This window comes from Microcoleus sp. N3A4 (assembly GCF_036701805.1).
GTDB lineage: Bacteria > Cyanobacteriota > Cyanobacteriia > Cyanobacteriales > Microcoleaceae > Microcoleus.
The window spans coordinates 36,920-60,761 of sequence record NZ_JAUBRJ010000045.1; the positions used below are offsets into that span (position 1 = coordinate 36,920).

The following is a 23,842-nucleotide window of genomic DNA, read 5'->3' on the forward strand; positions in this document are numbered from 1 at the left end:
ATGTTGTGGAACAGGCATCTTGCCTGTTGCTGACAATGGTGCAAGATATCAGTTAAAACAAAAAGTACCGCTGCGCCATTGGCAAAACTGTTGCCGGTTCGCAAGTTAACAATTCCCCATCCGCCCTGACTTCATAAGTTTCTGGATCGACTTCCATCTGTGGCAAATAATCGTTGAGTTTCATATCTCTTTTACTAATTTGCCGCGTACCCGAAACTGCTACAGTGGGCTTTTGCAAACCGAGCTGTGCGGCAATATCTCGATCGCGCGCCGCCTGAGAAACAAACGTCAAACAAGTCGCCCCAATCGCACCGCCAAAACTCCCAAACATCGGCCTCATATGCACCGGTTGCGGCGTAGGAATGCTGGCGTTAGCATCTCCCATCTGCCCGTAGGCGATCGCCCCTCCCTTAATTACCAGTTCCGGTTTCACCCCAAAAAACGCCGGCCGCCACAAACACAAATCCGCCAATTTCCCCTCTTCCACCGAACCGACATACTGACTAATTCCGTGAGTAATCGCCGGATTAATTGTATATTTTGCAATGTACCGCTTCGCCCGAAAATTGTCATTTTCTCCGCCTGTGGAACGGGCATCTTGCCCGTCAAAACCCCCAGTGGAACGGGCATCTTGCCCGTTCAAAATCCCCCTTTGAACCTTCATTTTATGAGCCGTTTGCCAAGTCCGAATAATCACTTCCCCAACCCTTCCCATCGCCTGAGAATCAGAAGAAATCATGCTAAACGCACCTAAATCGTGCAAAATATCCTCAGCAGCAATAGTTTCCCTTCTAATTCTCGATTCAGCAAAAGCCACATCTTCAGGAATGCCCCGATCTAAATGGTGGCAAACCATCAACATATCTAAATGTTCTTCTAAAGTATTGACAGTGTAAGGGCGAGTCGGGTTAGTGGACGAAGGCAAAACATTAGCTTGGCCGCAGACTTTAATAATATCCGGTGCGTGTCCGCCGCCTGCACCTTCGGTGTGGTAAGTGTGGATTGCCCGATTTTTGAAAGCGGCAATTGTAGCTTCCACAAATCCCGCTTCGTTGAGAGTGTCGGTGTGAATTGCAACTTGTACGTCGTACTCGTCAGCGACACTCAAACAAGTGTCAATTGTTGCTGGCGTAGTTCCCCAATCTTCGTGGAGTTTCAAACCCATTGCACCGGCAAAAATTTGTTCGACTAATCCTTGAGGTTGGCTGCTATTTCCTTTACCTAAAAATCCTAGATTTACCGGGAAAGCGTCGGCTGCTTGCAGCATTCTGTACATATGCCAAGGCCCGGGAGTGCAAGTAGTGGCGTTTGTACCCGTTGCAGGGCCTGTGCCGCCGCCGATCATTGTAGTGATGCCGGAGGCGATCGCCACTTCTATTTGCTGCGGGCAAATAAAGTGAATGTGACTGTCAATTCCCCCAGCAGTAAGAATCATTCCTTCGCCGGCAATTACTTCTGTACCGGGCCCGATAATAATATCTACCCTATCTTGAATGTAAGGATTTCCAGCCTTACCAATTTTGTAAATTTTCCCGTCTTTAAGCCCGACATCTGCTTTAACAATGCCCCACCAATCCAATATTAAAGCATTAGTAATTACCGTGTCAACTGCACCGTCAGCATTAGAAATAGGGGATTGCCCCATGCCGTCGCGAATGACTTTGCCGCCGCCAAATTTAACTTCATCTCCGTAGGTGGTGAAGTCTTGTTCAACTTCAATGAATAATTCTGTATCGGCTAACCGGACGCGATCGCCCGTTGTCGGCCCGAAAGTTTCCGCATAAGCGCGGCGATCCATTCTATAACTCATATTAATTAGCTCCTTACTTGATTTAATTTTGCCACAAACTGGTTAACCTGTTCTTCTGTTTTAAAGAATCCTTCAGCAATTAAACCAAAGGAATCATTTTGTTCTATTTCTTGATAGTTAGGTAACAAATTAGCAAACTCTTCTGCATCAATGTTTAAATAGTTTGAAATTCTATCTATGTATACCTTAACTTTTAGACCATTCCTAGGCGTGCTTTCAGTTAGCAAAAGATTTAAGATAAGTTTGCCATTTTGACTTCTTTCTCTCAATGCCAGACCTTTTGTTGTTGTATTTATCCAAAATATATCTGGTACAACTTCGTCATAAAGTAGTCTATACACTTTTCCGAATTCATTGCTATCTGCCATTTCAGATAATTGTTCTAGGGTCAAGTTGGGATTTTTTTTTGATGTATTTACAGGTTTTATTTCAGCCTCAATCAACAATTTTCTTGCTAGTAACTCTCTACCGCTTGAGTCACGGAAATACTGGAATGTTGCGACATTGATTCTCACACCATAAGTTTCTGACAAGTATTTAATAATCCTTTCAGAAATACTATCTATCTGTGCAGCTACAATTATAATGTTGTGCTGATAATTCAAAATATCAGGGAATTCTGAGCTAAATTTATCACAGAAAGCATCTTCTAAGTTACTGCCATTTTTAGTCAGTAAATAAGCATTGGCAATTTCTGTAACTCTCTCCTTTGACAAATCCTTAACCCATGAGGCGTAATCCAAGGCTTGTGCTGTTACTTCTCTTGATGTTTTGTCCTTCTTTAACTCAACAATGACTAAATCTCCGTTCCTATCTATACATAAAAGGTCAAGTTTTCCACCATAATCAGTAATCACTTGCCGACCAATTACTAAGAGATCATTTGCTAGGATTGAAATATCATTATCTAGCCAGGTTTCCAAACGAGATTCTAAGTCTAACTTAGATTCGGTAATTTCATTCAATTTATCCTTTGATATTTCCCACAATCTAATTTGATCTGACATATCGAATTATACTCCTACTAATTATTCTTTTTAAGTTCGGCAAACAAGTCTCATCCATCTAAAAATCTCATTCATCTAACATACCATTCACTTTCCCATTAAAGCCGTAGACTTCACGACTGCCGACAAACGGTACTAATTGCACTTCCCTTTCATCTCCGGGTTCAAATCGGACTGCTGTACCTGCGGGGATATCCAGCCGCATTCCTTTTGCTTCTTCTCGATTAAATGCCAAGGCTTCGTTCGCTTCATAAAAGTGATAGTGGGAACCGACTTGTATCGGGCGATCGCCTTTATTTCCTACCAGCAACCGTACTGTTTCACGCCCTGCATTTAATTCTATTTCACCTGCTAAAACAATCATTTCCCCTGGAATCATTTTTTCCTCCTGTGAGTCTCTGTGGTTGATTTTTTAACGGATCGGATCGTGTACTGTCACCAACTTAGTTCCATCGGGAAAAGTCGCCTCAACTTGCACTTCATGCACCATTTCCGGTATCCCTTCCATCACATCTTCCCGCGTCAGGAGAGTTGTGCCATAACTCATTAAATCGGCGACGGTGAGGCCATCTCTGGCTCCTTCTAAAATGGCTGCGGAAATGTAGGCTAGTGCTTCTGGATAGTTTAATTTTAAACCTCTTTGTTTCCGGCGCTCTGCTACCAGGGCGGCGGTGAAAATCAGCAGTTTGTCTTTTTCTTGGGGGGTGAGTTGCATTTTTATTCTTGTAAGTGCGATCGCATTATTTGGTTATGATATCGTTTACGGTTGTTTGTGAATGATTTAACCGCAGAGGGCGCAGAGGGCGCAGAGGAAGAGAAGAGAGAGATGAATAATACAGTTAGGAGGGCAACTATACATTGAAACTCAAAGATAATCCTATTTTATCCAAACTCTGGGCAAACAGCAAGGGCGTTCTGAAAAAGATAGGCGCAGCAAGTGCCAAATGCTGACAAACCAGTCTCTAGCTGCGGTGGTGGATGTACCGCGATATCGGCACAGCAAGCCGTGAGGAATACGAGTCACGCCGACGGTGGAATTACCAGGATAAATTGTTGCCTCGGATGGCAAATTTCGCACTTTTTCCACGAGTTTGGCTGTAACAGATTCGCCTACCCAAGCGAGGGTAGCAACTACGGGTTTTCCTGCTAAACCGTGAGGACTTTCGATCATTGTTTCTCCACCTTTGAGCAATTGTCTGTCAATCCATAAGGGGCTGTTTTGTTGCCAGACTTCGGTGTGCGATCGCCATTCTCCAGACAAGAACTTTTCGCCCCTAGCACTTCGTCCAAATCGGGTAATTTCCCACAGTAAAATCCTCGCTGTTGGTGCTAATTCTACCCGCAAATGTTGCCGATATATTGCGCCGTCAAAAACTATTGTTTCCTGTGGCAGCCATTCTAAATTAGCACCGATATCTAGCTGAATGTCAATATTTTGTTGTGATTTTAGTCCGCTGCTGCGATAGATTTTACCAGCGGCGGCCGTGGTAATCAAGGCTTTGGCGTTGGGTTGGAGGTGAAAATGGCTGGAAAGTCGATCGCCCCCGACAACTCCCCCAGCCGTGTGCAAAATTACGCTGTGACAAACGTCTTTCCCTTCAGGATAAAACGGGCGCTGCACCTTCAGCGGTGCTTGCATTTCATTGCGAATAATTTGAGTTTTGCCGTTGCGGTTGGCGTAGGTTAAATTCAGGTAGCCGTGCCATCCATTTTTAACGTTATCTGTATCTTGTGCGATCGAAGTTTCAGTCACAGATTTTTGAAATTCAAAACATTCACTATCAAAAACATACCACAACTGCCGCGCAGCCCGGTTATTTTATAAATAATGATAATCGTTATCTGAAAAATTTTTCGGATCTGCACTGAATTAGTATAACAATTTACATTTCTCAAGCATCCGATCGGGGAAGATGCCCATACCATGTAAAATTAGTAACTAAAGGAGTGCAGACTATGCCTCAAGTTCTCTTCAAAGTTGATTTGACCAAACCGATGTCAGAACAGGAATTAGTCGGTCACAATCGCTGGCATCCAGATATTCCAGCAGTAGTTTCCGTCAATCCCGGCGATGTATTTCGCATCGAGTGCAAAGACTGGACAGACGGACAAATTAAAAATGACGACAGCCCCGACGACATTCGCGATGTAGACTTAACAGTAGTTCACGTTTTGAGCGGGCCAATTTACGTTAACGGCGCGCAACCCGGGGATATTTTAGTAGTCGATATCCTCGATATCGGGGCTTTGCAAGGGGACGAATGGGGTTTTACGGGAATTTTTGCTAAAGAAAACGGCGGCGGTTTTTTGACCGAACATTTTCCGACTGCTGCTAAAGCAATTTGGGATTTCCAGGGAATTTATACCGCTTCCAGACACATACCAAAAGTGCGGTTTGCCGGGATTACTCATCCGGGTTTAATCGGCTGCGCGCCTTCTCACGAATTGTTGAATAAATGGAACAAACGGGAAGCGGAATTAGTAGCCACAAATCCCGATCGAGTGCCGCCTTTAGCAGAACTGCCGAACCCCAAAAATGCAATTTTGGGGTCGCTGAAAGCATCTGAATTCGAGCGAGTTGCGGCGGAAGCGGCGCGCACTGTTCCTCCCCGCGAACACGGCGGCAATTGCGATATTAAAAATTTGTCGCGGGGTTCGAGAATTTACTTTCCGGTTTATGTCGAAGGTGCGAAACTTTCGATGGGAGATATTCACTTTTCTCAAGGAGATGGGGAGATTTCATTCTGCGGCGCAATTGAAATGTCGGGGTTTATCGACCTCCACGTTGATATTATCAAAGGCGGTATGGATAAATACGCAATGGTCAACCCAATTTTCAAACCGGGGCCGGTGGAACCGCGCTATTCAGAATACCTGGTTTTTGAAGGGATTTCTGTTGATGAATTTACGGGCAAACAGTATTATATGGATGCCCACGTTGCTTATCGGCGAGCTTGTTTGAATGCGATCGAATATTTGAAAAAGTTTGGTTTTACCGGAGAACAAGCGTATTTGCTGTTAAGCTGTGCACCAGTTGAAGGTAGGATCAGCGGCATTGTGGATATTCCCAATGCTTGCTGCACAATTGCTTTACCGACAGAAATTTTTGAGATGGATATTCTGCCGTCTTAATTATTAAGGCGGGCGCTGCCCGCCGCCTACTCATTGCATCCAAATCTACAATCCAAAATTGCTATGCCTCTTTACGATTTTAGGTGTGAAACTTGCGGCATTTTTGATAAGTGGCGCCCTCTTGCCGAATCAGATACACCTGTGCTTTGCCCGAGTTGCGAAACTGTTGCTAAACGCATCTTTTCCCCGCCGATGATTCTAACTGGAAAGCTGCGTTTGAAGGGTCAGGAAAATCAGGAACCGCAGCTAGTTAAGCGTTGTGAGGAACCTAAACCGCAGCGGAATCGCGAACACCGAGGCGGACGACCTTGGATGATCGGTCACTGATGCAATCCGGCAGGGGTTGAAACCCCTGCATCAAAGCTGAAGTCCTCTAAAAGAGGACTGTCAAGTTAGTATTTCAGTCGGTTTAAACCGACTTTGGCTATTAGACAGGGACTTAATTCCCTGGCGGGCCAAGGAAGTATTTTGTACTTATTTATTTGCCAATATCACATAGTCATCAACTGCATAACTTAAGTCATAAGGTAACTTAAAGTGCTGGCGGAAAAGCGGACTGATAAATTTCTGTAAAGGTAGATTTTCTTTAGCAAATTTTGCAAAGTTAGGATGGGATGTCCTGCTATCGGTTGAGCGTAAATATTTATACCAAACCAAGTTTAAGCCCAGCTCATCAACAAATTGTTTTACTACACTTAGCTCCTGTTGGCAATCATTAACTCGACGAACATTGTACGCCTTAAGCAACTTTCTTTCTTGAATAATTAGCAAAACGTAACCCGAATCTGTCAGGGTATTTATAAATATATCCTTATAAATTTGATGGGATTTTTCTCTTCTCTCATCATCGTAAAAAAAACAGTGAGAAATCACAATAAAGTCAAAGAATTTTCTGGGCAGCCTTTTAGATTGATTGGCGCTATCAAAGATACTAGAAGTGTCAAACCGAAAGTAAGCATTGATCGCCTGGGGTTCCATATATTGCCGCCAAAACTGGAGTCCGCGATATTGAAAAGCTTTTTGCTGTTCCAGAGAGTAGTAGGATATGTGCATTGGCGGCATTGAAAAAAAGTCGCTACTGCTTTGCAGCAACAAACCGAGTCCGTAAGCAACAGTACCCGGCCCCGCCGCTATATCAAGGATATTGACTGTAGTTGGTAATAACCCTGCCTTGTAAATCAAGAACCAAGCTAGATATGTACAATAAACGTTATCTAGGAAATACCTCATTAAATAGATGTGAGGACTAAGCTCAAAATTGTATTGAGGATCTTGTCCTTCTTTCAGCTTTTGAATATCGTCAATAGCTTGCTGAAGTAAATAATCAACATTATTTTTTTCACGGCTGAAGTTATTAAGTTCGTTCTTGATGAAGCCAGCCAGATGTTGTTCAAAATTATTAAATACCTTCTCATCAATGCCAGTGCATTGCATCATACTTTCATCGCAGTCTATCAAGTTGAAAGATTTTGAAATATATTCAATAAATTTTTTGTCTGGAAACAACGTTAATTCATCAATCCGCGCCAGCGAATCGTCAAGTTGCCCGAAGCTTAGTTGCAGTTCTAATTCTGCTAAATGCCGATCGCCTTCTTTGATGCGGTCATTTTTTTTCTGCAATAATTTCTCAAGCTGTAGGCGCTCTTTAAATAGCTTCTGCTGCCATGAGAGTTTTGCACCGGAATTTTGTATTTGTTTTAACAGTTGTTTGGCAAGTCGATTATTTTGACTCTTAACGGCTTCGTTAAACTTATGGGAACGCCACCAATTTACTAGCGGATTACTCATAGCCGAATCCCTCTTTACCTTCCATAATCTCAACCCCCGGAAGCATCGCAATTAATTTATTTTTAAATGTTTGATAACTTTCTTGTTCGCTATTGTACCACCAAGCGTACTTTTGTTTAAGAGCTAATGCTTCTGAGCGCGTTGACGCAATTAGCGATCGCCCGTTGCTGGCATGAAAATCCTGAATCACCACCCGATCCACCACTGCCAGCTTGTTAATAAAATCAGCTTCATCTTCCGGTAAGGTAGGGAGTAGTGGCGTCACAGTTATAGAAAATCTGACTTCGCAATTTTCTCGGTAAGGAAAGCTGTATCTCAGTTTTTCAATAGCTTTGAGTCTAGCAGGAATACTCGGCGATTTTGGTTCAAAATCTTTCCTCACTTTTTCGCTACCAGTGGGAATGCTCATGTTAATTCGCAACCGCTGAAATTGCTGTAAAATATCGACATCTCTAGTTATCATAGGACTGCGAGTTTGGATAACCAGCGTCGGTTGATAGGAAACCATCACTTGTAACAAGTACCTAGTTAATAGCTGTTTAGATTCAATTGGCTGATACGGATCTGTGACACTACTCATGTAAATGCTAGGTGGTCGCTCGGGGTTTTTATTGTACCAACTATGCAACTCTTTCTTTAAAATTTCCGCTGCATTTTGCTTGATAATTACCCAATTTCCCCAATCCTGCCGCATCTGTGAATTAGGGCTAAAAGCAGCAGCATAACAATAACTGCATCCGTACTGACACCCGCGATAAGGATTCAGCGTGAAATCGTAAGCATTGATAAATCCAGTCGCTTTGTTAAGCACTGACTGTGCATTTTGTGCATACACTTTGGCAGTTCCAAAGTTTTCTCTGAGTAAGACGGTGTGTTTTCCGGCGGAATATCCTTCATAGTGATACTTTACCATGATTGAACCTACTACAGTATGAGAATGAAAAATGTTTAGGAATGAGAAAGGCGATGGCGCTTCGATCTTACTACTTCACTGTACCGCACTCAACAAATGTTCGTCAAACACTGGGGAATTACTCAACTTTACAAGAAGTTTTTTGAATAACCAACAAGTCAGCTCTTTAAACTCACTGACAGCGATGATATTAGCAAAAGTGCTGGAATTAAACCTAGAACTGGCAGAAAAAGAAAAACGGGGAGAACCCGTAGTTGGGCCTTCTGCCCCAACTAACTAAAAATACTAATCGCAGCGATCGTAAATTTGGTCACTCTGCGTATAATCACATAAATTGTTGATATAGATCACAAACACTCTAGTCTAAAAACAGAGATACTAGGGGAAGCGTTGAGTTGCGATCTGTGAGTTTTGAGTTAAAAAATTGCAAAATTCTAAATTAAACACTCAAAACTGCTTTCTGCCTTTACTATAAGTGCATAAGTGCCTTTATTCGCTCAATTACTCCTGATTGGTTTGGGAGGAAGTTCCAATGTTATTATTTACCCACACTCAGTCCCCAAATAGCAATGTAGAGCAATATCGCTCTGCTCAAAAAAACTTGTTACAGACTTCAACTATTAATCTAAGTGGGCTAAAGGGAGGATGCAAGCATTTGCGGATCGGCCAAAAAATTAGCTACGGTTATGCTTTAGCTATCGGCATAGCGATTTTGGGAACTGGTGCGGGACTGAAATTGGGAGACTACTTTCGCAAGCAAGCTTTAGTTCAGGTAAATGTTGCCCAACAGCAGCAGCAACTGCTGCAAAATTTGCAAAATACCGTATTTGAAGCCCGATCGCACGCGACGAGATTGCCAGTCGTTTTGGGAAACACGGTGGGGCTGAAATACGAACAAGATAGGTTTTTCGGGCAAATCAATCAGGCGAAAAATTTGATTTCTGAAATTGCATCTTTCGCACGAGAAAATCCCGAGGAACTAGCAACAGAAGAGGCAGCATTCCAGGCTATATTGAAAAAATCTGCCCTCGTCATTGATTACTACAGTCAGCTAATTAAATTGCAGTTAAAAGATGCGGAAGTTTGGAATTTGCCTCCCAACAGCATCGAGTCCGCACAGCTACAAATGTTGAGGACTAGCAGCGGCCAAGAGGCGATCGTACTAGATAACCTTGCTCAGAGTTTAACCGAGCTAATTTCTACAGTACAAATTCACAAGCAGCAAGGAATCAAAGCATTAGAAGAAGCTGAAGGTTTGCGAAACCGCATTATTCTGGCGAGTATGCTAATTTCAGCCCTCATCGCCGTCGCGCTGGCGGAGAAAACCAGCCGCGCGATCGCCCAACCCCTCGAAACCGTCACTAATTTTGCTCAGCAAGTCACTCGCGAATCGAATTTTAACCTGCAAGTACCAGTCACAACCGAAGACGAAATCGGAGTTTTAGCGACCTCTTTCAATCACTTGATTCAGCGAGTTAGCGAGTATACAGAAGAACTCAAACAAACTCAATCCCAATTAATTCAGACCGAAAAAATGTCGTCTCTCGGTCAAATGGTTGCAGGGATAGCCCACGAAATCAACAATCCCGTCAACTTCATCGGCGGCAACATTGACCATGCCAACCAGTACATCCAAGATTTGGCAGACCTGGTAACTCTCTATCAAGAATACTATCCAAACCCACCAGATGCAATTCTAGAGCGCATCGAAGACATTGAACTCGAATTTCTCAGAGAAGATTTGCCAAAAACCCTCTCTTCGATGAAAATGGGAGCCGATCGCATTCGCGAAATTGTCGTATCCATGCGGAATTTTTCGCGATCGGACGACGGAAAAATGAAATCAGCCGACATTCACGAAGGAATAGACAGCACCCTCGTAATTCTCAATCACCGGCTCAAACAAGGTATTCAAGTTATTAAACAATACGGCAAGTTGCCTGCGCTTGAGTGCTATCCAGCGCAACTAAATCAAGTATTTATGAACGTGATCGGCAATGCCATAGATGCGTTGGAGGAGGTAAAAAAGGAAGACAAAGGGTATTCGCCAACCATTTGGATTAGCACGGAATTTGCGGCAGACAATACTGTCACCGTCAAGATTCGGGATAACGGGCCGGGAATTGCATCCGCAAGTGCCCAACAGATATTTGACCCATTTTTTACTACAAAGTCGATCGGCAAAGGCACTGGATTGGGATTGGCTATTTCCGATCAAATCCTTGCCAAGCATCACGGCAAAATTGAGGTAAATTCTCAAATAGGACAGGGCACGGAATTTGTAATTACTTTGCCCCTTGCTGCGTAAAACACGATACACACAGATTCACGATTTTTTTCAGAAGTCGAGAATCGGCGTGTATCGCACTTTCAACCTAAATTTTATGGGGGCGGAGGGACTTGAATTAGCGCCTTGCTTTGAATCTACGATTTTGCGTCGTTCCAGCTCTTCTTTTGACTCACACTGAAAGTTCTGTTTTGCATTTGAGCGAAAACTAAGTAGCTTGCTGTACGCTGAATACAGCAAGCAAACTCAACACTGTTAGAGGATTGAGCGAAAAATGAGCGAGAAATCTAATTCCGTCACAGTAAGCACCAGTGCTGATTACCTGATCGGCTACGAGCGGATTCTCGACTACTTCAAGCAAGCACAGAAAGAATGCCCCAAAGGGGTAGGACTAAAGAAGGATAGCAAGGCTAAGGGGTCTTACATTACCCTCCAATTCAAACTAGGTGACAAGCGGGTCAATAAAACCTGTGGCTGCTACCTAACGATGCAAGGTATTACTGATGCTCTGAGAAAAACTCACCTAGTTGCTAGCGCACTACAATCTTTCTCTAGTGAGAGTCAGTTTTTAAGCTGGTACGATGATGTAATCCTAGAAAAGAACGTCGTCAAGAATGATTTAATGACGTTCAGTGAAGCTATCGCAAAAGTAGAAAAAGAATACTGGGATGGACGTACTAAACGCCGTCAGCAGCGCGACAGAAATAGCATTAGTCAGCAGTATTCTTGGAGATGTGTCTATGGGGACTATTTCAAGCTATTGCCAAAAGATAGGATTGTAAATTTAATAGACATTTTGTCAGTAGTTAACAGCAAAAAACCAGGGACTAAATGTTTTAAAAACTGCCTGTGCGCTATGCGGAAGCTAGCTGAGGCTATTGGTAATACCGATTTGCTCATTCGCCTTAAAGAGATTGACGGTACGCAAACAGAATTTCGTGAAGACCTTCAAACCTTATCGGTCAATGAATTCTTGAAGCTTCACGATGATGTATTGAGTATCCCTGATGATGATAAACGCTATAATTTGGAATCGCGTAAGCGATGGTTGTGGGTGTTTTCGATGCAAGTAGTGTACGGCTTCCGAGTTCACGAGGTCTTTGCCGTTCAGAATATAGACAAACCATTTAAGACAAAGGATGGTGTTATCATCCCTGCCTTGACTGAGCCAAACAATAAAAAAATGATTGCTGTAGTTGGTGACAAAACACTATTAGATACCACCACCAAAACAGGCTGCCGATTGTGTGTTCCCATGCTTCCGCCTACTCATCATGACTTGATAGAGCGTCTAGACATTAGAACAGGCAAGTTGCCTGAAATTCATTCAAACTCAAGCAATCCCAAGGTGATTGTTGGTGTCTACAACGACCGCGCTAGGAGAGCTTTGAAAAGATGGAACAAAGGTTTTACTCAGTCTCATGCGTTACGTCATTTGGCGAATCTTAATGGTCAAATGGCGGGAATGTCTCAAGAAACGAGAGCTAAGAGTTTGGGGCATTCAACACAGATGAATGAAGGTACTTATAAAAAACGAGCCAATACTAAGACGACAATTGACTTGCTAACTCATTCAACAAAAGAAGCTATTCCTCTGGGTAGTGCAATTGGGGTGCTTAAACAATTGGGTGGCGATGCAAAAAATATCCAGTTATTAGCCGCTATTTACGGCATTACGCCCGACGAAGTGATGGAGTTACTCACTGAATAACTTGAAACAAAACTTTACAGTCCCTGTGTTGACAAGGAACTGTGAGTCTGCAATCGTGAGTAACTAAGGAAGATTGATGCGCGACTGACTAGCGATTGGACCCGCTAACCAAGTCACGACTTCCCCAACCGTTCTATTCCAACGCTTGGAGCTTAATAATTATGCCACTTTCAGCCGATTGTCCTTGCGGGCGATCGCAACTCTTTACGTTTGAGTCAAACGACAAAATTGTTGTTGACCGCAAAACGTTTGACCGAGTTTTTTTATTGGTTCGTCGTAGCGTGGACGAACTTGCCAATACTCGCCACCGAGAAATTTTTCTTGAATGTCTTGATACTTGCCTGACTGAATCTAAATTTTTGGATGATGCAAGGTGTTTTCAAGCTTCCTTACTACTCGATGCTTATTACGAATACGTTCCAGCAAGTCTTGCACTTCTTAACGATAAGTTGGAGGAAGCTTTTAAGTTAATGCAGGCGGTTGAACATGACTAAACCCATTGTCAGCTACCGTCGCATCGACCAACTCAAGGCGATCGCTTTTTCCTGTGGCTTCACCAATGAAGACGCCCGACAGTTTGGCAAGCTTTCAAAAACTTCTACGTGGGAAGCGCTGCTTGAAGTGTACCTTGTTGACCGCGAAACGCTAGACACGCTGCTAGACAAAACCCTAGATAATGTAGACTTTGTAGACAATGCTGTAGACACGACACCTGACTTGCTTCGTGTAGACGGTTCTGTAGACAGTGTAGACACTCTTGACTGGACTAACGACGGTTCATTTCCTGTCTGCGGTTTTACCCGCCAGAATTCCACCTTTTTGGACTGGGTTGATTTTGGGCAACTCATCGCACTCGTACTCGCATCGGCGGGAGTCTTTGTGCTGGCAATGTCCATGTGGCGACAAATCAATCCCTTGAATTTATTTCCCTCCCCAGTTCGCATCAACATTCAAATAGGGACAAAATTATGAGCTTACAACTGCGACTATTTGGCAGCGGTCAGTCCGACGCTGGTAAACTTTCGGCTGCCAACGACGGCGGACACGCCATAGACAAATCAAAAGTTTTGGCGGCTACTGACGCCGGAGTTATAACTCCTACAAATCCTGGTAACTTCGGCTCAGTCCGCAGTGTACCCGTTGTGCCAGCTCCCCGATATTTCACAAAGGATGAGGCAGACGGGCTGAAGGAACTGGCAAAGGAAAAAGTTGATGGTGCCCGACAATCCAAACGAGGCTATAAAGCTTTGACCAAAATTGAAGCGGCCGACAAAACTGTACACAAAGAACACCGCAAATATGAGGGAGCGGTTGCCGAAAATGAGCTCGGCAAGGTACGGGCTAACGCTGGTCTGGCGAAAAAACTCCACGGTCTGCGCCCTGGTTATGCTCGGCTAGGTTTGGGGATAGATAAAGCAGACTCCGACGCCAGGACTCGGATTGATGCGATTAAAGCCAAACTCACGGGATGGGCGAACTAATGAAAGCGATGTATCTGGCTAACTATTTTGTTGCCGGATGCATCGCTTCCTCCCTTCTGGGGTGGATAGCGAGTTTGCATCCGATGGCAACAAGAGCGATCGCTTTTTTACTAGCAGCAGTCGCAATCGCTTGGGTAATGTGCTGGCTGTTGGACTACTCCCTCAGCCAACTACTGAAAATCTCAGTCACCCAATTGCAGGCACTTTTGGTCAGCGGTTTGGCTGTGTTGCTGATAGGTTTGGGGGTGTTTGTATGCACCTAAAAATGTTTGTTTTGAGCGCGTCAGCAGTGGCGCTGTGGCTAGCTCCTTTGAGCGCACTTGACAAAAAAGTAAGCTGGCACAAAGCAGTCCAGGGTATGAGTTTGTGTGCGGGGATTGCCTGTGCTGTGAAGGCTGGTAGTATTGCTTACAAACTGTCTGAGTCAGCCGAAATCGAGGTAATTAAGGAGCGGGCTATTACCGCTGATGTAATTGATGAAATCTCAACATCAGCTTACGTTTCACAGCAACAAAGGCAGCAGGAAGCGGAACTTATGCTGGCTTCCCCTGGGCTTGACGTGGAAGCTGAACGTAAATCGCTGGAAGCTATGTATGAAAACGACTTACAGAATAGCGCTTCCACTTCCGATAACCCAGATTACCTAGTTTACTTGGAAGTTTGTAAGTCAATGTCAGCGGGCAAGTCGGTGACTTGGATTGTTGAGAATGTCCTCAAAATGGGAGGGCGAAAATTTGCAGATGGCAAGGTAAAATTAGAGTCAATTTTGAAACAGTTTGAGGGGAAACTCAATGAGTGAATCACTACAACTAGGAAGCTTCCGAGTGATAGGAACTAAAACAGAAATTACCAACACCTTGGCATTTTTAAGAACGAAGGGTTGCGTGTGGAATAGCAAGGAAAAATATCATGCTCAGCGGGGTGACGCAAATAAGTTTGCCTACTACCTAAATAACGTAAGAACACCGCTTGTAATAACATCTGCACCCACAGCACCCAATCCCAACGAACCACAGCCGAAGCCCTATGACGCGGTACTCGGTGGCAAGAGGCGATCGAACCAAACTTGAGGTAAAATTCAAGACAAGTAAAACAGTCCTAGCCCCGCAAGGGTGGCCCTAGAAACAAGGGTGCTTTAGGTTATCTGTTAAGACCAAATAGGCAATTGGTGGAGTCCCAGGCTGTGGCGACACAGCTTAATCTATAGGCGACTCTCGGCCGTTTAGACCGAGAAAAAGCTTTGGAATCAGAAAGAGTAGGCGCAAGATGTTCGGCTTGAGTGGGTTTTTGAAATATCCTTAAGCAAATTTCTGCGGGAATCTTTCCAAAGTAGAGTCATGCGGGAGGGCGGATCTAAGCAGAGTCCGGGAAACTGGCAGCTACGCGGGCTGCGCGTACCAAGGATGCAACACACCAATTTACAAACCCTAAGCTGAAGAACCCATTGGTACGGGGAAACTGGCTTTTTTCACCATGCTTTTTTGGTGAACAAGAGCTAGGTTCCAAATTTTAGCTATATCTCAAAACCCACAAACACCAAAAAACCGCTGCCTTCATCAATTGGAACCTGATATTGCAACGGCTTTTTGGAACCTATAAACGTTCAACCTGTCCAGAGGACGGGCTAAATCCATGTATTCAAATGATACATCAAATTCTGCATTTCTAAAATTTAATGCTTTCATCCGCAAGCACCTGACTGAGTGGGTTGAAGGCTCAGCGGTATCAGAAGCGATCGCCTCTCTCAACATCGAATCGCTTACCGCCAAAGAACTCAACGAGCGCATCCGTCCAAAGGAACCCATCAAAACGGAGGGCTGGTGGTGTCGCGGCGTCCTTTGGAAAACTGGTGAACGGGCCGGCAACTGGTGCGGACAAGGCAAACCCGACAAACCGCATCAGCCAGAAGGTTCTAAACCGCGCAAATACCTCACAGGTAGCGGCATGGAACCCGACGCAATCTTCCTAGCAATGCCTGATAAAGATTATTGGGCAAAAGTTCACGCTGACAAGTCCATCGTTCGCCATTGGACTGAGGGAACTAAGAAAGCAGGGGCTGGGTTGAGTATTGGGCTTGCAACCATTGCCCTAACAGGTGTGTGGAACTGGGGTAAAGACGGGGAACTGGCACACTTTGTAAAGGAGTGGGCAGAACCCGGAACCGTTCACTATATAGACTTTGACTCCGACTATGCGGCCAACCCATCTTGCCGTGCAGCCATTTTGAAGTTTGGCCGCTTGTTGGTTGAGTGTGGGTGTGAGGTACACATCACGGTCTGGGATACCAAGTTTAAAGGGATGGATGATTTCATCAAAGCTAACGGTGGTGAGGCGTTCAAGGAGGCTGTAGCAAGCGCGCCAACTCTAGATAAGTGGGAGAAACAGGTTAAGAAAGGCGATCGCAAAATAGACGCTTCTAACCCTAATATTTCTTTAACTCCTCACCCGCGCACGCGAGAATTAGTAGTATGCCAGAAGTATGACAGTAATGCAAATGATTACATCCCAGACACTGCACCAAATCCAGAGCAAAACTACGTGCATAAAGCCATTGAGGCACTGTATTCTGACAAGCCTTGGGTATCGATAGCGGGGCAGCTTTTTGAGTTCACTGGAACTCATTACGAACTGCGATCGGAAGCTGCCGAGAAGCGACGTATTCTTGACTGGTTGAGCACTTACTCTGAATTCGTAAAAGGGAAATATCGCTGCAATCGTTTTAACTCTGCCAGTGCTAACGAGGTCTACAACTGTATGGTCTTAGCTGTGGCCGTAGACCCTAATACCATCAATCCTGATGGGTTGAACTCTTCTAAGGGGATAGTGAAAATCAATCCTGATGGCTCTCACTCGCTTGTGCCACATGACCCTAACCAAGTCTATACCTATGTTGGCTGCACATATGACCCCGACATTGACTCAACGGATTGCGATCGCCTTCTGGAATGCTTGGAGCCGTCGCAGCGTGAGATATTTTTGCGGACTGCTGCTGCTGCGTTGAATTTAAAGCTTGTCCGCTCCAAGTTGACGGGGCGGGGCGTTAAAGGTTTGCTGTGCTACGGCGAGGGGTCTAACGGCAAGGATACGCTGAGGGCTGTTTTGGCCGCTGTTTTTGGGCGGGGGATGACTGGGAAATCGCTGTCTGATTTCAGGTCTTACGACAATGGCCGCAAGTTCTCTCTGGCAGGAATTGAAGGAAGCACCTGTAACTGGGCTTCTGAAAATACTGCAAAAGTAGACTTGGATACCATTCAGAGTCTTAAGCAGTTCATCACCGGCGACCCTCTTGACATTGAGCGCAAGGGTAAGGACAGCTACGAGTACAAGCCTGCCGCTATCTTTTTGGCCAACTGCAATAAACTACCGTCCATCACTGGGGGGACAGCGGCCATTGATGACCGCTATGGCATCCTGAGTTTTAAGAAAACCTACAAGCGTGATGCTGACTTGTCTCAGGGCGAATTGGAAGCTGACCCGCGTTTTAAGGATGATGAGAATTTTATCCTTGAGCGGATTGCGCCGACGATGCTTAACAAGATGTTGGAGCGGTTGCCACTGCTGTTGACTGAGGGTATTGACTACAAGGCAACTCGTGAGGCGATGCGGGAAGCTCAAGAAGAAAGCCGGCACCTTTGGCAGTTTGCGCGCGAGGTTGGTTTGGAGGTTCAGGCTAGTGGACGTGTTTGGGTTACAGATTTGTGGCAGCAGTTGCAAGACTGGTATGTGGAATCTGGGATTTTAGAGATTGAGGTCAGCGACAAGGGCAAGCAAAAGCTGGTTTGGAACGAACTTTCTAACAAGTACGACACCCCGGTGAAAGCTGTAAACCAGTTGTATGCAAGGTTGTGCGAGATTTTCCCTAAATTAACAAAGCATCGTTGTGAAGACCGCGACAACCCAGAACGGAGAGGGCAAAAATTCTTAATGGGAATCAACTTCGTGCAAAGTTCCACGAGAACTCACAAAACTGGGTTGGCAGAGTTGGCAATAGATACAGCAAGCGTTACAGGGTTGGCAACTGAGTTGGCAAGTGAATTGGCAAAAAATACTGCCAACCCAGTTGCCAACCCACAAACCCTTACACACAGCGCTGCCAACCCTGCCAACCCAGTTTCCTCACCTTTTGCGGAACTTTGCAATTTACTCTCTCAACTTACCGATGACGAGCGACAAAAAATGGCAGATTTACTAACTGGCATTCCTTGCTCTGACCCCATCAAAGCTTTCAGAGTCGGAGACAAAGTGGCTGGCAATAAGCCAGAGGACTCTAGCTACAACTGGCACGGTCGCATCGTTGAGATTCACACGAGCATCAGTTGCAAGGTTGACTGGCAAGAGCGGGAAGGAATGAAAGGTGGCCGCATAATCTCCATGCTGTTCTGCAATCTGCGGAAAATCTAAGCGATCGTTTCCACAACAACCACCAGTGAAAGTTACCCAAAAGTTTATGTAACCCCACTGGTGGCGGCTATTTTTCCGAAGTTCCGGCGGAGTCTATGCACTTTGGCGGAGGTTACTAGCGGAACTTCAGAAAAATCCCGCTAGAGAAGAAAAGAAATCAAATCAATCTCAACCTTCGTTTTTTAGCAGATTTTAATTCTGCTTTTAAGCTTTCAATCTCAATGCGTAACTGATTATTTTGGTGAGTCAAAGCCCCAGCACAACTATGCAAGTAATTTAACTGCATGGCTTTGAGAGCATCAAAATCTTTGGAATCTTCATCCTCAAAAGAATAAAACGGGCGGGGGAAACATTCTTGCCCATCAAGGTATCGAGCAATCTCTAGCAGTTGGTCAACCAATAAACATGGCACTCTTATCGCCTTAATATCGTTTGTAGACCATGTAGAGGGACGACCCGCACCCGATCGCTTTCCGCCGCGTCTGGTAGCCTTAACTGATTTAATCATGAAATCAAAGGAAATATTGATTAATTATATCGTTTCAAAAATGGCTGTATCCCAAACAGATTGAGCCTTCTAATATATTAATTTATTATTATTTTTCTTAGTTATACCGGGTATTACTAAGACCCGGTTGCCTGCGGCGCCTTAAATCTGACTGTCGCGGCCGGGGGGGGGCGGGCCACAAGAGCTGTCCCCCCCGGCCCACGTTTTGATCGTATCAAACTCTAAAGCTATAAGTATGTCACTAGGAGCGATTTTCATGTCAACAAAGTTTGTAGACAATTTGTTGACAGTGTAGACAGAAATCAGTTATTGTAGACAAATGCTGTATACAGGTGTCTACAATGAGTCAAAGTCAAGTCGTATCGTTCAGAGCTTCCGGTCACTTCCTCAACTGGATAGAAGCTCAGAGACTAGAGGATGAGTCGGTAAGTCAAGCTGCACAACGCATTCTCAGGAAAGTGTCAGGCACGTCTAAAGCACTGTCTACACTGTCTACGCCAGACAACACTAACGCGCTGTCTACACTGTCTACAAATTTGTCTACACGAAGCAATGATAGCGTCGCGTCTACAAATATTGTAGACGTTGTAGACAAAGCTGTAAGTTCAAGTCTTGACCCCGTGATGGAGCGGATGGCCGCCATTGAGGAACGGCTGGGAAAATTGAGTGCCTGAGCGATGGCAACGATGAATCACTCAGGCAGGAATTGAAAGCGGCCAACAAGCAACTTGCAGAATGGGATGCAGAACTGAATCAGTTACACGAGCGCAACGGCGATTTAGGACTGAAGGTTCAGATGCTGGAGCAAGAACTCAAGGAAGTGCAGGGCGATCGGGATGAAAGTAAAAAGTCAGCTCCGATCGTCGCAGAATTTCCAGAGCCAGCCGACTTGCTCAACCAATTGAAAACCAGGCGCAAAAAGTCCGGGGCAAACTTGGCGGATATAGAGGTGGTTTTGGAAATACTCGACCACTATCAAGAGCGGAACTGAGCGAAAGATGAGCGGAAAACAGAACTCTGGTTCGGACAATAAATCTGAAACCATTGACTGAGAAAGGATGGAAATTCATGGGGGCGGAGGGACTTGAACCCACACGACCGTTTCGGGTCAACGGATTTTAAGTCCGTAGCGTCTACCATTCCGCCACGCCCCCCTTTCGTGAAGCTGCTGTGGATTTGAGCCAATCACAACAACAGCCTTTTATTCTACAGCCAAAACCCCAATTTACGCAACCCCTAATCAAAAAATTCTCAAAAGTCGCGCTGGATCTCCCCAAGCGGTACAATAGTTAACCAGCTAGCGGAGCGTGCCATCCCACTTACCCGTGTTATTATTCCCCTAAAGCAAATCTATGTATATTACCTTACTGCTTTACGCCGTCTTGGCAGGAGCCTACCTCCTGGTAGTACCCGCGGCTACCTACGCTTACCTGAACACCCGCTGGTACGTGGCTACCTCTGTTGAGCGCGGCTTCATGTACTTCTTGATGTTCTTCTTCTTCCCAGGTATGTTTCTCCTAGCTCCATTTTTGAATTTTCGGCCCAAACGGCGGCAGATTGAAGCCTAAATGCGACGTATTGACGTAATTGGAATCACGATCGGCTTTTTTGTAGCAGGTGGGTTTGTCTACTTGCTGCTGCAATTCGCCGGACTCGACAGCATGAATGCAGGGATTTGGAGTCAGTTATTTTTGGTCGCCGGCTTGATTGGCTGGCTGGTGACTTATTTATTTCGCGCACTTACTCAAAATATGACCTACAGTCAGCAACTACAAGAGTACAAAGAAGCTGTCTTGCAGAAGCGGCTCGATGAACTCACTCCTGAAGAATTAGCCAAACTTCAAGCCGAAATAGAGCAGGAAAAAGATAATTAGTCAATAGTCAATAGTCATTAGTCATTAGTTATTAGTTATTAGTTATTAGTTATTAGCACTAAACGGTGAAATAAGGGCTGCAGACTAAAAACTAAGGAATGAGGAATATTGACTACCAATTAATGACCGTTGACTAATGACTAATGACTAATGACTGATGACTGATGACCAATGACTGATGACTAATAACTAATGACTATTTCTAATTGTTTTGAAACGTTGCGAAAAAGCAACCAATGTGCATTGATTCCTTTTATTACTGCTGGCGACCCAGACTTGGAGACAACGGCTAAAGCACTGCAAATTTTGGATGATAACGGTGCAGATGCGATCGAGCTTGGCGTTCCCTATTCTGACCCGCTAGCTGACGGGCCGGTGATTCAAGCCGCCGCTACTAGGGCCCTGCAGCGGGGAACGCGGTTAGATGCGGTGCTGGAAATGGTAGCGAAAGTTAGTCCGAATTTGCGATCGCCCATCATTCTCTTCACATACTACAATCCGATTTTGTACCGAGGTATAGAAACCTTCTTGCAGCAAATCAAAAGTGCTGGAGTTCAGGGATTGGTTGTACCAGACTTGCCCTTAGAAGAAGCCGACAGTCTCATCCAACCTGCCAACAAATTAGGGATTGAACTAACATTATTAGTTGCTCCGACAAGTCCCAAAAGTCGCATAGAAGCGATCGCTCGGGAGTCTCAAGGATTTATTTACTTGGTCAGCGTGACGGGGGTTACCGGAGTGCGCGAAGGCTTAGAAACGCGAGCAAAAGAGTTGCTGCAAGAACTCCGCAGCATCACCGACAAACCCATCGGCGTCGGGTTTGGTATATCGAAACCCGAACACGCTCGCCAAGTGAAAGAATGGGGTGCAGACGCTGCGATTGTTGGCAGTGCTTTTGTCAAACGCTTGGCCCAAGGTACTCCAGAACAGGGTTTAGAAGCGATCGGCGAATTCTGCAAGAGTCTAAAAACAGCGATTCAAAATCCTTAGCAACTGTCCAGATACTTTCAGCCATTAGACAGATGTGTGCGATCGGGATGTGCGACGACAATTGCGATTAAAGACCTTGTTGTACTTGAGATCATACACCTCATTCCTTCTGGTTCCTGACCGGAAGGTTTTTTTTGAGCCGAACACGCAAAACATTTCAACATAGTGCGCGCATGGAGAACAAAACAGCCATGTAGGGAAACGAAATTGCCGTGTCCGGTGCGGATGCGACTTTTAATAATTGGTAGAAGATTGAGGATTGTCCATTCCTTCTTCCTTCTTCCTTCTTCCTTCTTCCTTCTTCCTTCTTCCTTCTTCCTTCTTCTTTCTTCCTTCTACTATAACTTGAGGAATGTAACTTGGGATAGATGAAAAGCTCCTGTTTCTATTCGTATACTTAAAAAAGTGTTTAAGTGTCTAATTTGGTAATTTGTAATGCTAGCCATCTACAGAACCACTAGGCATTTGAGCATCTCACAATAGAAAGGAGCATTTTTATGAAGAGACTAACTGCATTTCTGAAAAAAATTCGAGCTGTACAAATTTTAACAGTGTTTCTGGCTGGCATTTTAGTATTAGTGAGCACTGCCTGCAGTCGCCCTGATGTAACGGCAGGAAAAGCTGATGCGATCGCAGGAAGAACTGCCGACCAAATTAGAGAAGAAGTGCCGACAGAGGCTGTAACTTCCGAATACAAAGGCGGCATGAACGAGTACAGCGATGTCGATCCCAGAAACCAAAAGCTGACATCAGTAGAAGCAAAAGCTCAGCTTCTGAAAGAGCAAGCGCAGCAGCGCATCGACACCAAATCTAGCAACAATGTAGGCGAAAACGTGCGACGGGTAGGAGACGATGCGTCAGACAAACTCGACAAAATTGGTGAAAAGGTGAATGAGAATGTTCGCACGGCTCAGCGCAAAGCTGATGATTTTGGCGATAAAACCAAACAAGGGTTTGCTAATCTTAAAGAAAACACTCGCGAAGGCTTGAAAGAAGCAAAAGACGCTGTTAAAGAAGCCACCGCAGGAGTAAAAGAAAGAGTAGCAGAGGGTACTGAGTCGCTGAAATATAATGCCGATAAAGTCCAAGAAAATGTCAAAGATGCAGCGCGCAATGCAAAATAGAACGCTGAAGATGCCTCGGACAAGGTTCGCTAGAAAGTGAATCGAAATATTGACAGAACTCAACGAGCAGCCAAAAAAATGGCACACGCGATCGACTAATCTCAAATAACACTGTTTCCTTTTCTGGAAGCTAAATTCCGACAGGGGTTTTAATCCCTGTCGGAATTTAGCAAATTTCCTCTGAAGACGACTGCATATTACTATTTGATTCGGTTTTAACCCCCGGGAGGGCTATTAGCCCGGAAGTAGAGCGCAGCGCGGGTTTCAGCAGAATGAAACTGCCCTGTCCTTTCTTGGGGGGGACTGGAGTGCTACTTATTTCACTACGGATTATTTATAATTTCTATAGATTGTATTTTGACTTTTTAAGGTAATAAATTTTTTATCGGTACCGGATATTTTGGCGATCGAGCTATATTAGACCTCTTGCAAAAAAGATATATGTTATAATTAGAGGTTTTAAATTTAATCCCCTACAGCTAACTCATAATTGTAAATTGCTGACAACAAATTACAACGCAGACCATAACGGCGGCGGCGATTCCGATAACGACTCGACAATATTTTAAAAATTTTGAGACTCCGATTAACGTGTTCAATTACAATTCGCTCCTGTGCTAAAACTCGATTGTAGTCTTTTTCTATTTGAGAAAGTTTCCCATTTTTAGGTTTCTTTCTAGGGATATAACTATTGGTGTGATAGTCCTTTATCCCTTGATAGCCACTATCTTGTAAGCTGTTGGTTGCGGGATGAAAATGAACTTTACTTTTTTTGAATAAGTTAAAGTCATGGCAATGCCCTGGTCCAAAAGCAGT

27 protein-coding genes and 1 tRNA gene are annotated in these 23,842 nt (G+C 44.6%); 18 read left to right on the plus strand and 10 right to left on the minus strand.

What is annotated here, in order from left to right; translation table 11 throughout:
- Nucleotides 1-52: 52 nt before the first annotated feature.
- The 5 genes from ureC to QUA56_RS23290 form a co-directional block, all read right to left on the minus strand.
- Complete coding sequence (gene ureC, locus QUA56_RS23270) at nt 53-1,810, minus strand: urease subunit alpha (protein ID WP_333362190.1); 1,758 nt, start codon at nt 1,808-1,810, stop codon at nt 53-55.
- A 5-nt stretch (nt 1,811-1,815) separates the two neighbouring features.
- On the minus strand, nt 1,816-2,817 hold the full coding sequence (locus QUA56_RS23275; RefSeq protein ID WP_333362193.1) for a DUF91 domain-containing protein: 1,002 nt from the start codon (nt 2,815-2,817) through the stop codon (nt 1,816-1,818).
- 67 nt (nt 2,818-2,884) lie between these two features.
- The gene (locus QUA56_RS23280; RefSeq protein ID WP_333362196.1) at nt 2,885-3,196 is read right to left on the minus strand and encodes an urease subunit beta; all 312 of its coding nucleotides are present in this window, start codon (nt 3,194-3,196) and stop codon (nt 2,885-2,887) included.
- A gap of 33 nt (nt 3,197-3,229) precedes the next feature.
- Entirely contained in the window at nt 3,230-3,532 is a 303-nt protein-coding gene (gene ureA / locus QUA56_RS23285; protein ID WP_015179363.1) for an urease subunit gamma, read from the minus strand.
- Between the two features lie 162 nt (nt 3,533-3,694).
- Entirely contained in the window at nt 3,695-4,570 is an 876-nt protein-coding gene (locus QUA56_RS23290; RefSeq protein ID WP_333362199.1) for an urease accessory protein UreD, read from the minus strand.
- Nucleotides 4,571-4,773: 203 nt separating this feature from the next.
- Here QUA56_RS23290 and fmdA point away from each other — a divergent pair, with 203 nt between their 5' ends.
- Together fmdA and QUA56_RS23300 are read left to right on the plus strand one after the other, a co-directional pair.
- Nucleotides 4,774-5,949 (plus strand): formamidase, encoded by a 1,176-nt coding sequence (gene fmdA, locus QUA56_RS23295; protein ID WP_333362201.1) that lies wholly within the window; start codon nt 4,774-4,776, stop codon nt 5,947-5,949.
- A gap of 63 nt (nt 5,950-6,012) precedes the next feature.
- Nucleotides 6,013-6,276, plus strand: coding sequence for an FmdB family zinc ribbon protein (locus tag QUA56_RS23300; RefSeq protein WP_333362203.1), 264 nt, complete (start codon nt 6,013-6,015; stop codon nt 6,274-6,276).
- A 147-nt stretch (nt 6,277-6,423) separates the two neighbouring features.
- Here the strand turns inward: QUA56_RS23300 and QUA56_RS23305 are convergent, their stop codons facing one another.
- The gene (locus QUA56_RS23305) at nt 6,424-7,737 is read right to left on the minus strand and encodes a photosystem II assembly protein (RefSeq protein ID WP_333362205.1); all 1,314 of its coding nucleotides are present in this window, start codon (nt 7,735-7,737) and stop codon (nt 6,424-6,426) included.
- Entirely contained in the window at nt 7,730-8,650 is a 921-nt protein-coding gene (locus QUA56_RS23310; protein WP_333362208.1) for a radical SAM protein, read from the minus strand. The genes QUA56_RS23305 and QUA56_RS23310 overlap by 8 nt, the downstream gene beginning before the upstream one ends.
- A gap of 142 nt (nt 8,651-8,792) precedes the next feature.
- Here QUA56_RS23310 and QUA56_RS23315 point away from each other — a divergent pair, with 142 nt between their 5' ends.
- The 10 genes from QUA56_RS23315 (at nt 8,793) to QUA56_RS23360 (ending at nt 18,530) form a co-directional block, all read left to right on the plus strand.
- Nucleotides 8,793-8,930: a hypothetical protein gene (locus QUA56_RS23315; protein ID WP_333362211.1), complete on the plus strand. Its 138-nt coding sequence runs from the start codon at nt 8,793-8,795 to the stop codon at nt 8,928-8,930.
- Nucleotides 8,931-9,182: 252 nt separating this feature from the next.
- Nucleotides 9,183-10,958 (plus strand): ATP-binding protein, encoded by a 1,776-nt coding sequence (locus QUA56_RS23320; protein ID WP_333362214.1) that lies wholly within the window; start codon nt 9,183-9,185, stop codon nt 10,956-10,958.
- 253 nt (nt 10,959-11,211) lie between these two features.
- Complete coding sequence (locus QUA56_RS23325; protein ID WP_333362217.1) at nt 11,212-12,648, plus strand: hypothetical protein; 1,437 nt, start codon at nt 11,212-11,214, stop codon at nt 12,646-12,648.
- A gap of 161 nt (nt 12,649-12,809) precedes the next feature.
- Nucleotides 12,810-13,142, plus strand: a complete 333-nt coding sequence (locus tag QUA56_RS23330) for a hypothetical protein (protein WP_333362220.1) — start codon at nt 12,810-12,812, stop codon at nt 13,140-13,142.
- Nucleotides 13,135-13,620 carry a hypothetical protein gene (locus tag QUA56_RS23335; RefSeq protein ID WP_333362223.1) on the plus strand — a complete coding sequence of 162 codons (486 nt, stop codon included), beginning with the start codon at nt 13,135-13,137 and terminating at the stop codon, nt 13,618-13,620. The genes QUA56_RS23330 and QUA56_RS23335 overlap by 8 nt, the downstream gene beginning before the upstream one ends.
- The gene (locus QUA56_RS23340; protein ID WP_333362226.1) at nt 13,617-14,129 is read left to right on the plus strand and encodes a hypothetical protein; all 513 of its coding nucleotides are present in this window, start codon (nt 13,617-13,619) and stop codon (nt 14,127-14,129) included. The genes QUA56_RS23335 and QUA56_RS23340 overlap by 4 nt, the downstream gene beginning before the upstream one ends.
- The gene (locus QUA56_RS23345) at nt 14,129-14,392 is read left to right on the plus strand and encodes a hypothetical protein (protein WP_333362229.1); all 264 of its coding nucleotides are present in this window, start codon (nt 14,129-14,131) and stop codon (nt 14,390-14,392) included. The genes QUA56_RS23340 and QUA56_RS23345 overlap by 1 nt, the downstream gene beginning before the upstream one ends.
- Nucleotides 14,383-14,928, plus strand: coding sequence for a hypothetical protein (locus QUA56_RS23350; protein ID WP_333362232.1), 546 nt, complete (start codon nt 14,383-14,385; stop codon nt 14,926-14,928). Before QUA56_RS23345 ends, QUA56_RS23350 begins: the two co-directional genes overlap by 10 nt.
- Nucleotides 14,921-15,199 carry a hypothetical protein gene (locus QUA56_RS23355; RefSeq protein WP_333362235.1) on the plus strand — a complete coding sequence of 93 codons (279 nt, stop codon included), beginning with the start codon at nt 14,921-14,923 and terminating at the stop codon, nt 15,197-15,199. Before QUA56_RS23350 ends, QUA56_RS23355 begins: the two co-directional genes overlap by 8 nt.
- 562 nt (nt 15,200-15,761) lie before the next feature.
- Nucleotides 15,762-18,530: a DUF3854 domain-containing protein gene (locus QUA56_RS23360; protein WP_333362237.1), complete on the plus strand. Its 2,769-nt coding sequence runs from the start codon at nt 15,762-15,764 to the stop codon at nt 18,528-18,530.
- 157 nt (nt 18,531-18,687) lie between these two features.
- Here the strand turns inward: QUA56_RS23360 and QUA56_RS23365 are convergent, their stop codons facing one another.
- The gene (locus QUA56_RS23365) at nt 18,688-19,038 is read right to left on the minus strand and encodes a hypothetical protein (RefSeq protein WP_333362240.1); all 351 of its coding nucleotides are present in this window, start codon (nt 19,036-19,038) and stop codon (nt 18,688-18,690) included.
- 341 nt (nt 19,039-19,379) lie between these two features.
- Between QUA56_RS23365 and QUA56_RS23370 the strand changes: the two genes are divergently transcribed.
- Both QUA56_RS23370 and QUA56_RS23375 read left to right on the plus strand, forming a co-directional pair.
- Nucleotides 19,380-19,712, plus strand: coding sequence for a hypothetical protein (locus QUA56_RS23370; protein ID WP_333362243.1), 333 nt, complete (start codon nt 19,380-19,382; stop codon nt 19,710-19,712).
- A 32-nt stretch (nt 19,713-19,744) separates the two neighbouring features.
- Nucleotides 19,745-20,029 carry a flagellar alpha dynein gene (locus QUA56_RS23375; protein ID WP_333362246.1) on the plus strand — a complete coding sequence of 95 codons (285 nt, stop codon included), beginning with the start codon at nt 19,745-19,747 and terminating at the stop codon, nt 20,027-20,029.
- Between the two features lie 78 nt (nt 20,030-20,107).
- Here QUA56_RS23375 and QUA56_RS23380 read toward each other — a convergent pair.
- A tRNA-Leu gene (locus QUA56_RS23380) sits at nt 20,108-20,192 on the minus strand.
- 198 nt (nt 20,193-20,390) lie between these two features.
- Here QUA56_RS23380 and ndhL point away from each other — a divergent pair.
- The 4 genes from ndhL (at nt 20,391) to QUA56_RS23400 (ending at nt 23,026) form a co-directional block, all read left to right on the plus strand.
- Nucleotides 20,391-20,606 (plus strand): NAD(P)H-quinone oxidoreductase subunit L, encoded by a 216-nt coding sequence (gene ndhL / locus QUA56_RS23385; RefSeq protein WP_333362249.1) that lies wholly within the window; start codon nt 20,391-20,393, stop codon nt 20,604-20,606.
- A complete protein-coding gene (locus QUA56_RS23390) occupies nt 20,607-20,912 on the plus strand; it encodes a DUF3007 family protein (RefSeq protein WP_333362253.1) in 306 nt (101 codons plus the stop codon).
- A 192-nt stretch (nt 20,913-21,104) separates the two neighbouring features.
- Complete coding sequence (gene trpA, locus QUA56_RS23395; protein ID WP_333362255.1) at nt 21,105-21,902, plus strand: tryptophan synthase subunit alpha; 798 nt, start codon at nt 21,105-21,107, stop codon at nt 21,900-21,902.
- Between the two features lie 497 nt (nt 21,903-22,399).
- Nucleotides 22,400-23,026 carry a DUF6658 family protein gene (locus tag QUA56_RS23400; RefSeq protein ID WP_333362258.1) on the plus strand — a complete coding sequence of 209 codons (627 nt, stop codon included), beginning with the start codon at nt 22,400-22,402 and terminating at the stop codon, nt 23,024-23,026.
- Between the two features lie 465 nt (nt 23,027-23,491).
- On the opposite strand, the gene QUA56_RS23405 is transcribed toward QUA56_RS23400, so the two are convergent.
- The coding region (locus tag QUA56_RS23405) for a transposase family protein (protein WP_445242944.1) at nt 23,492-23,842 on the minus strand (351 nt) is incomplete at its 5' end.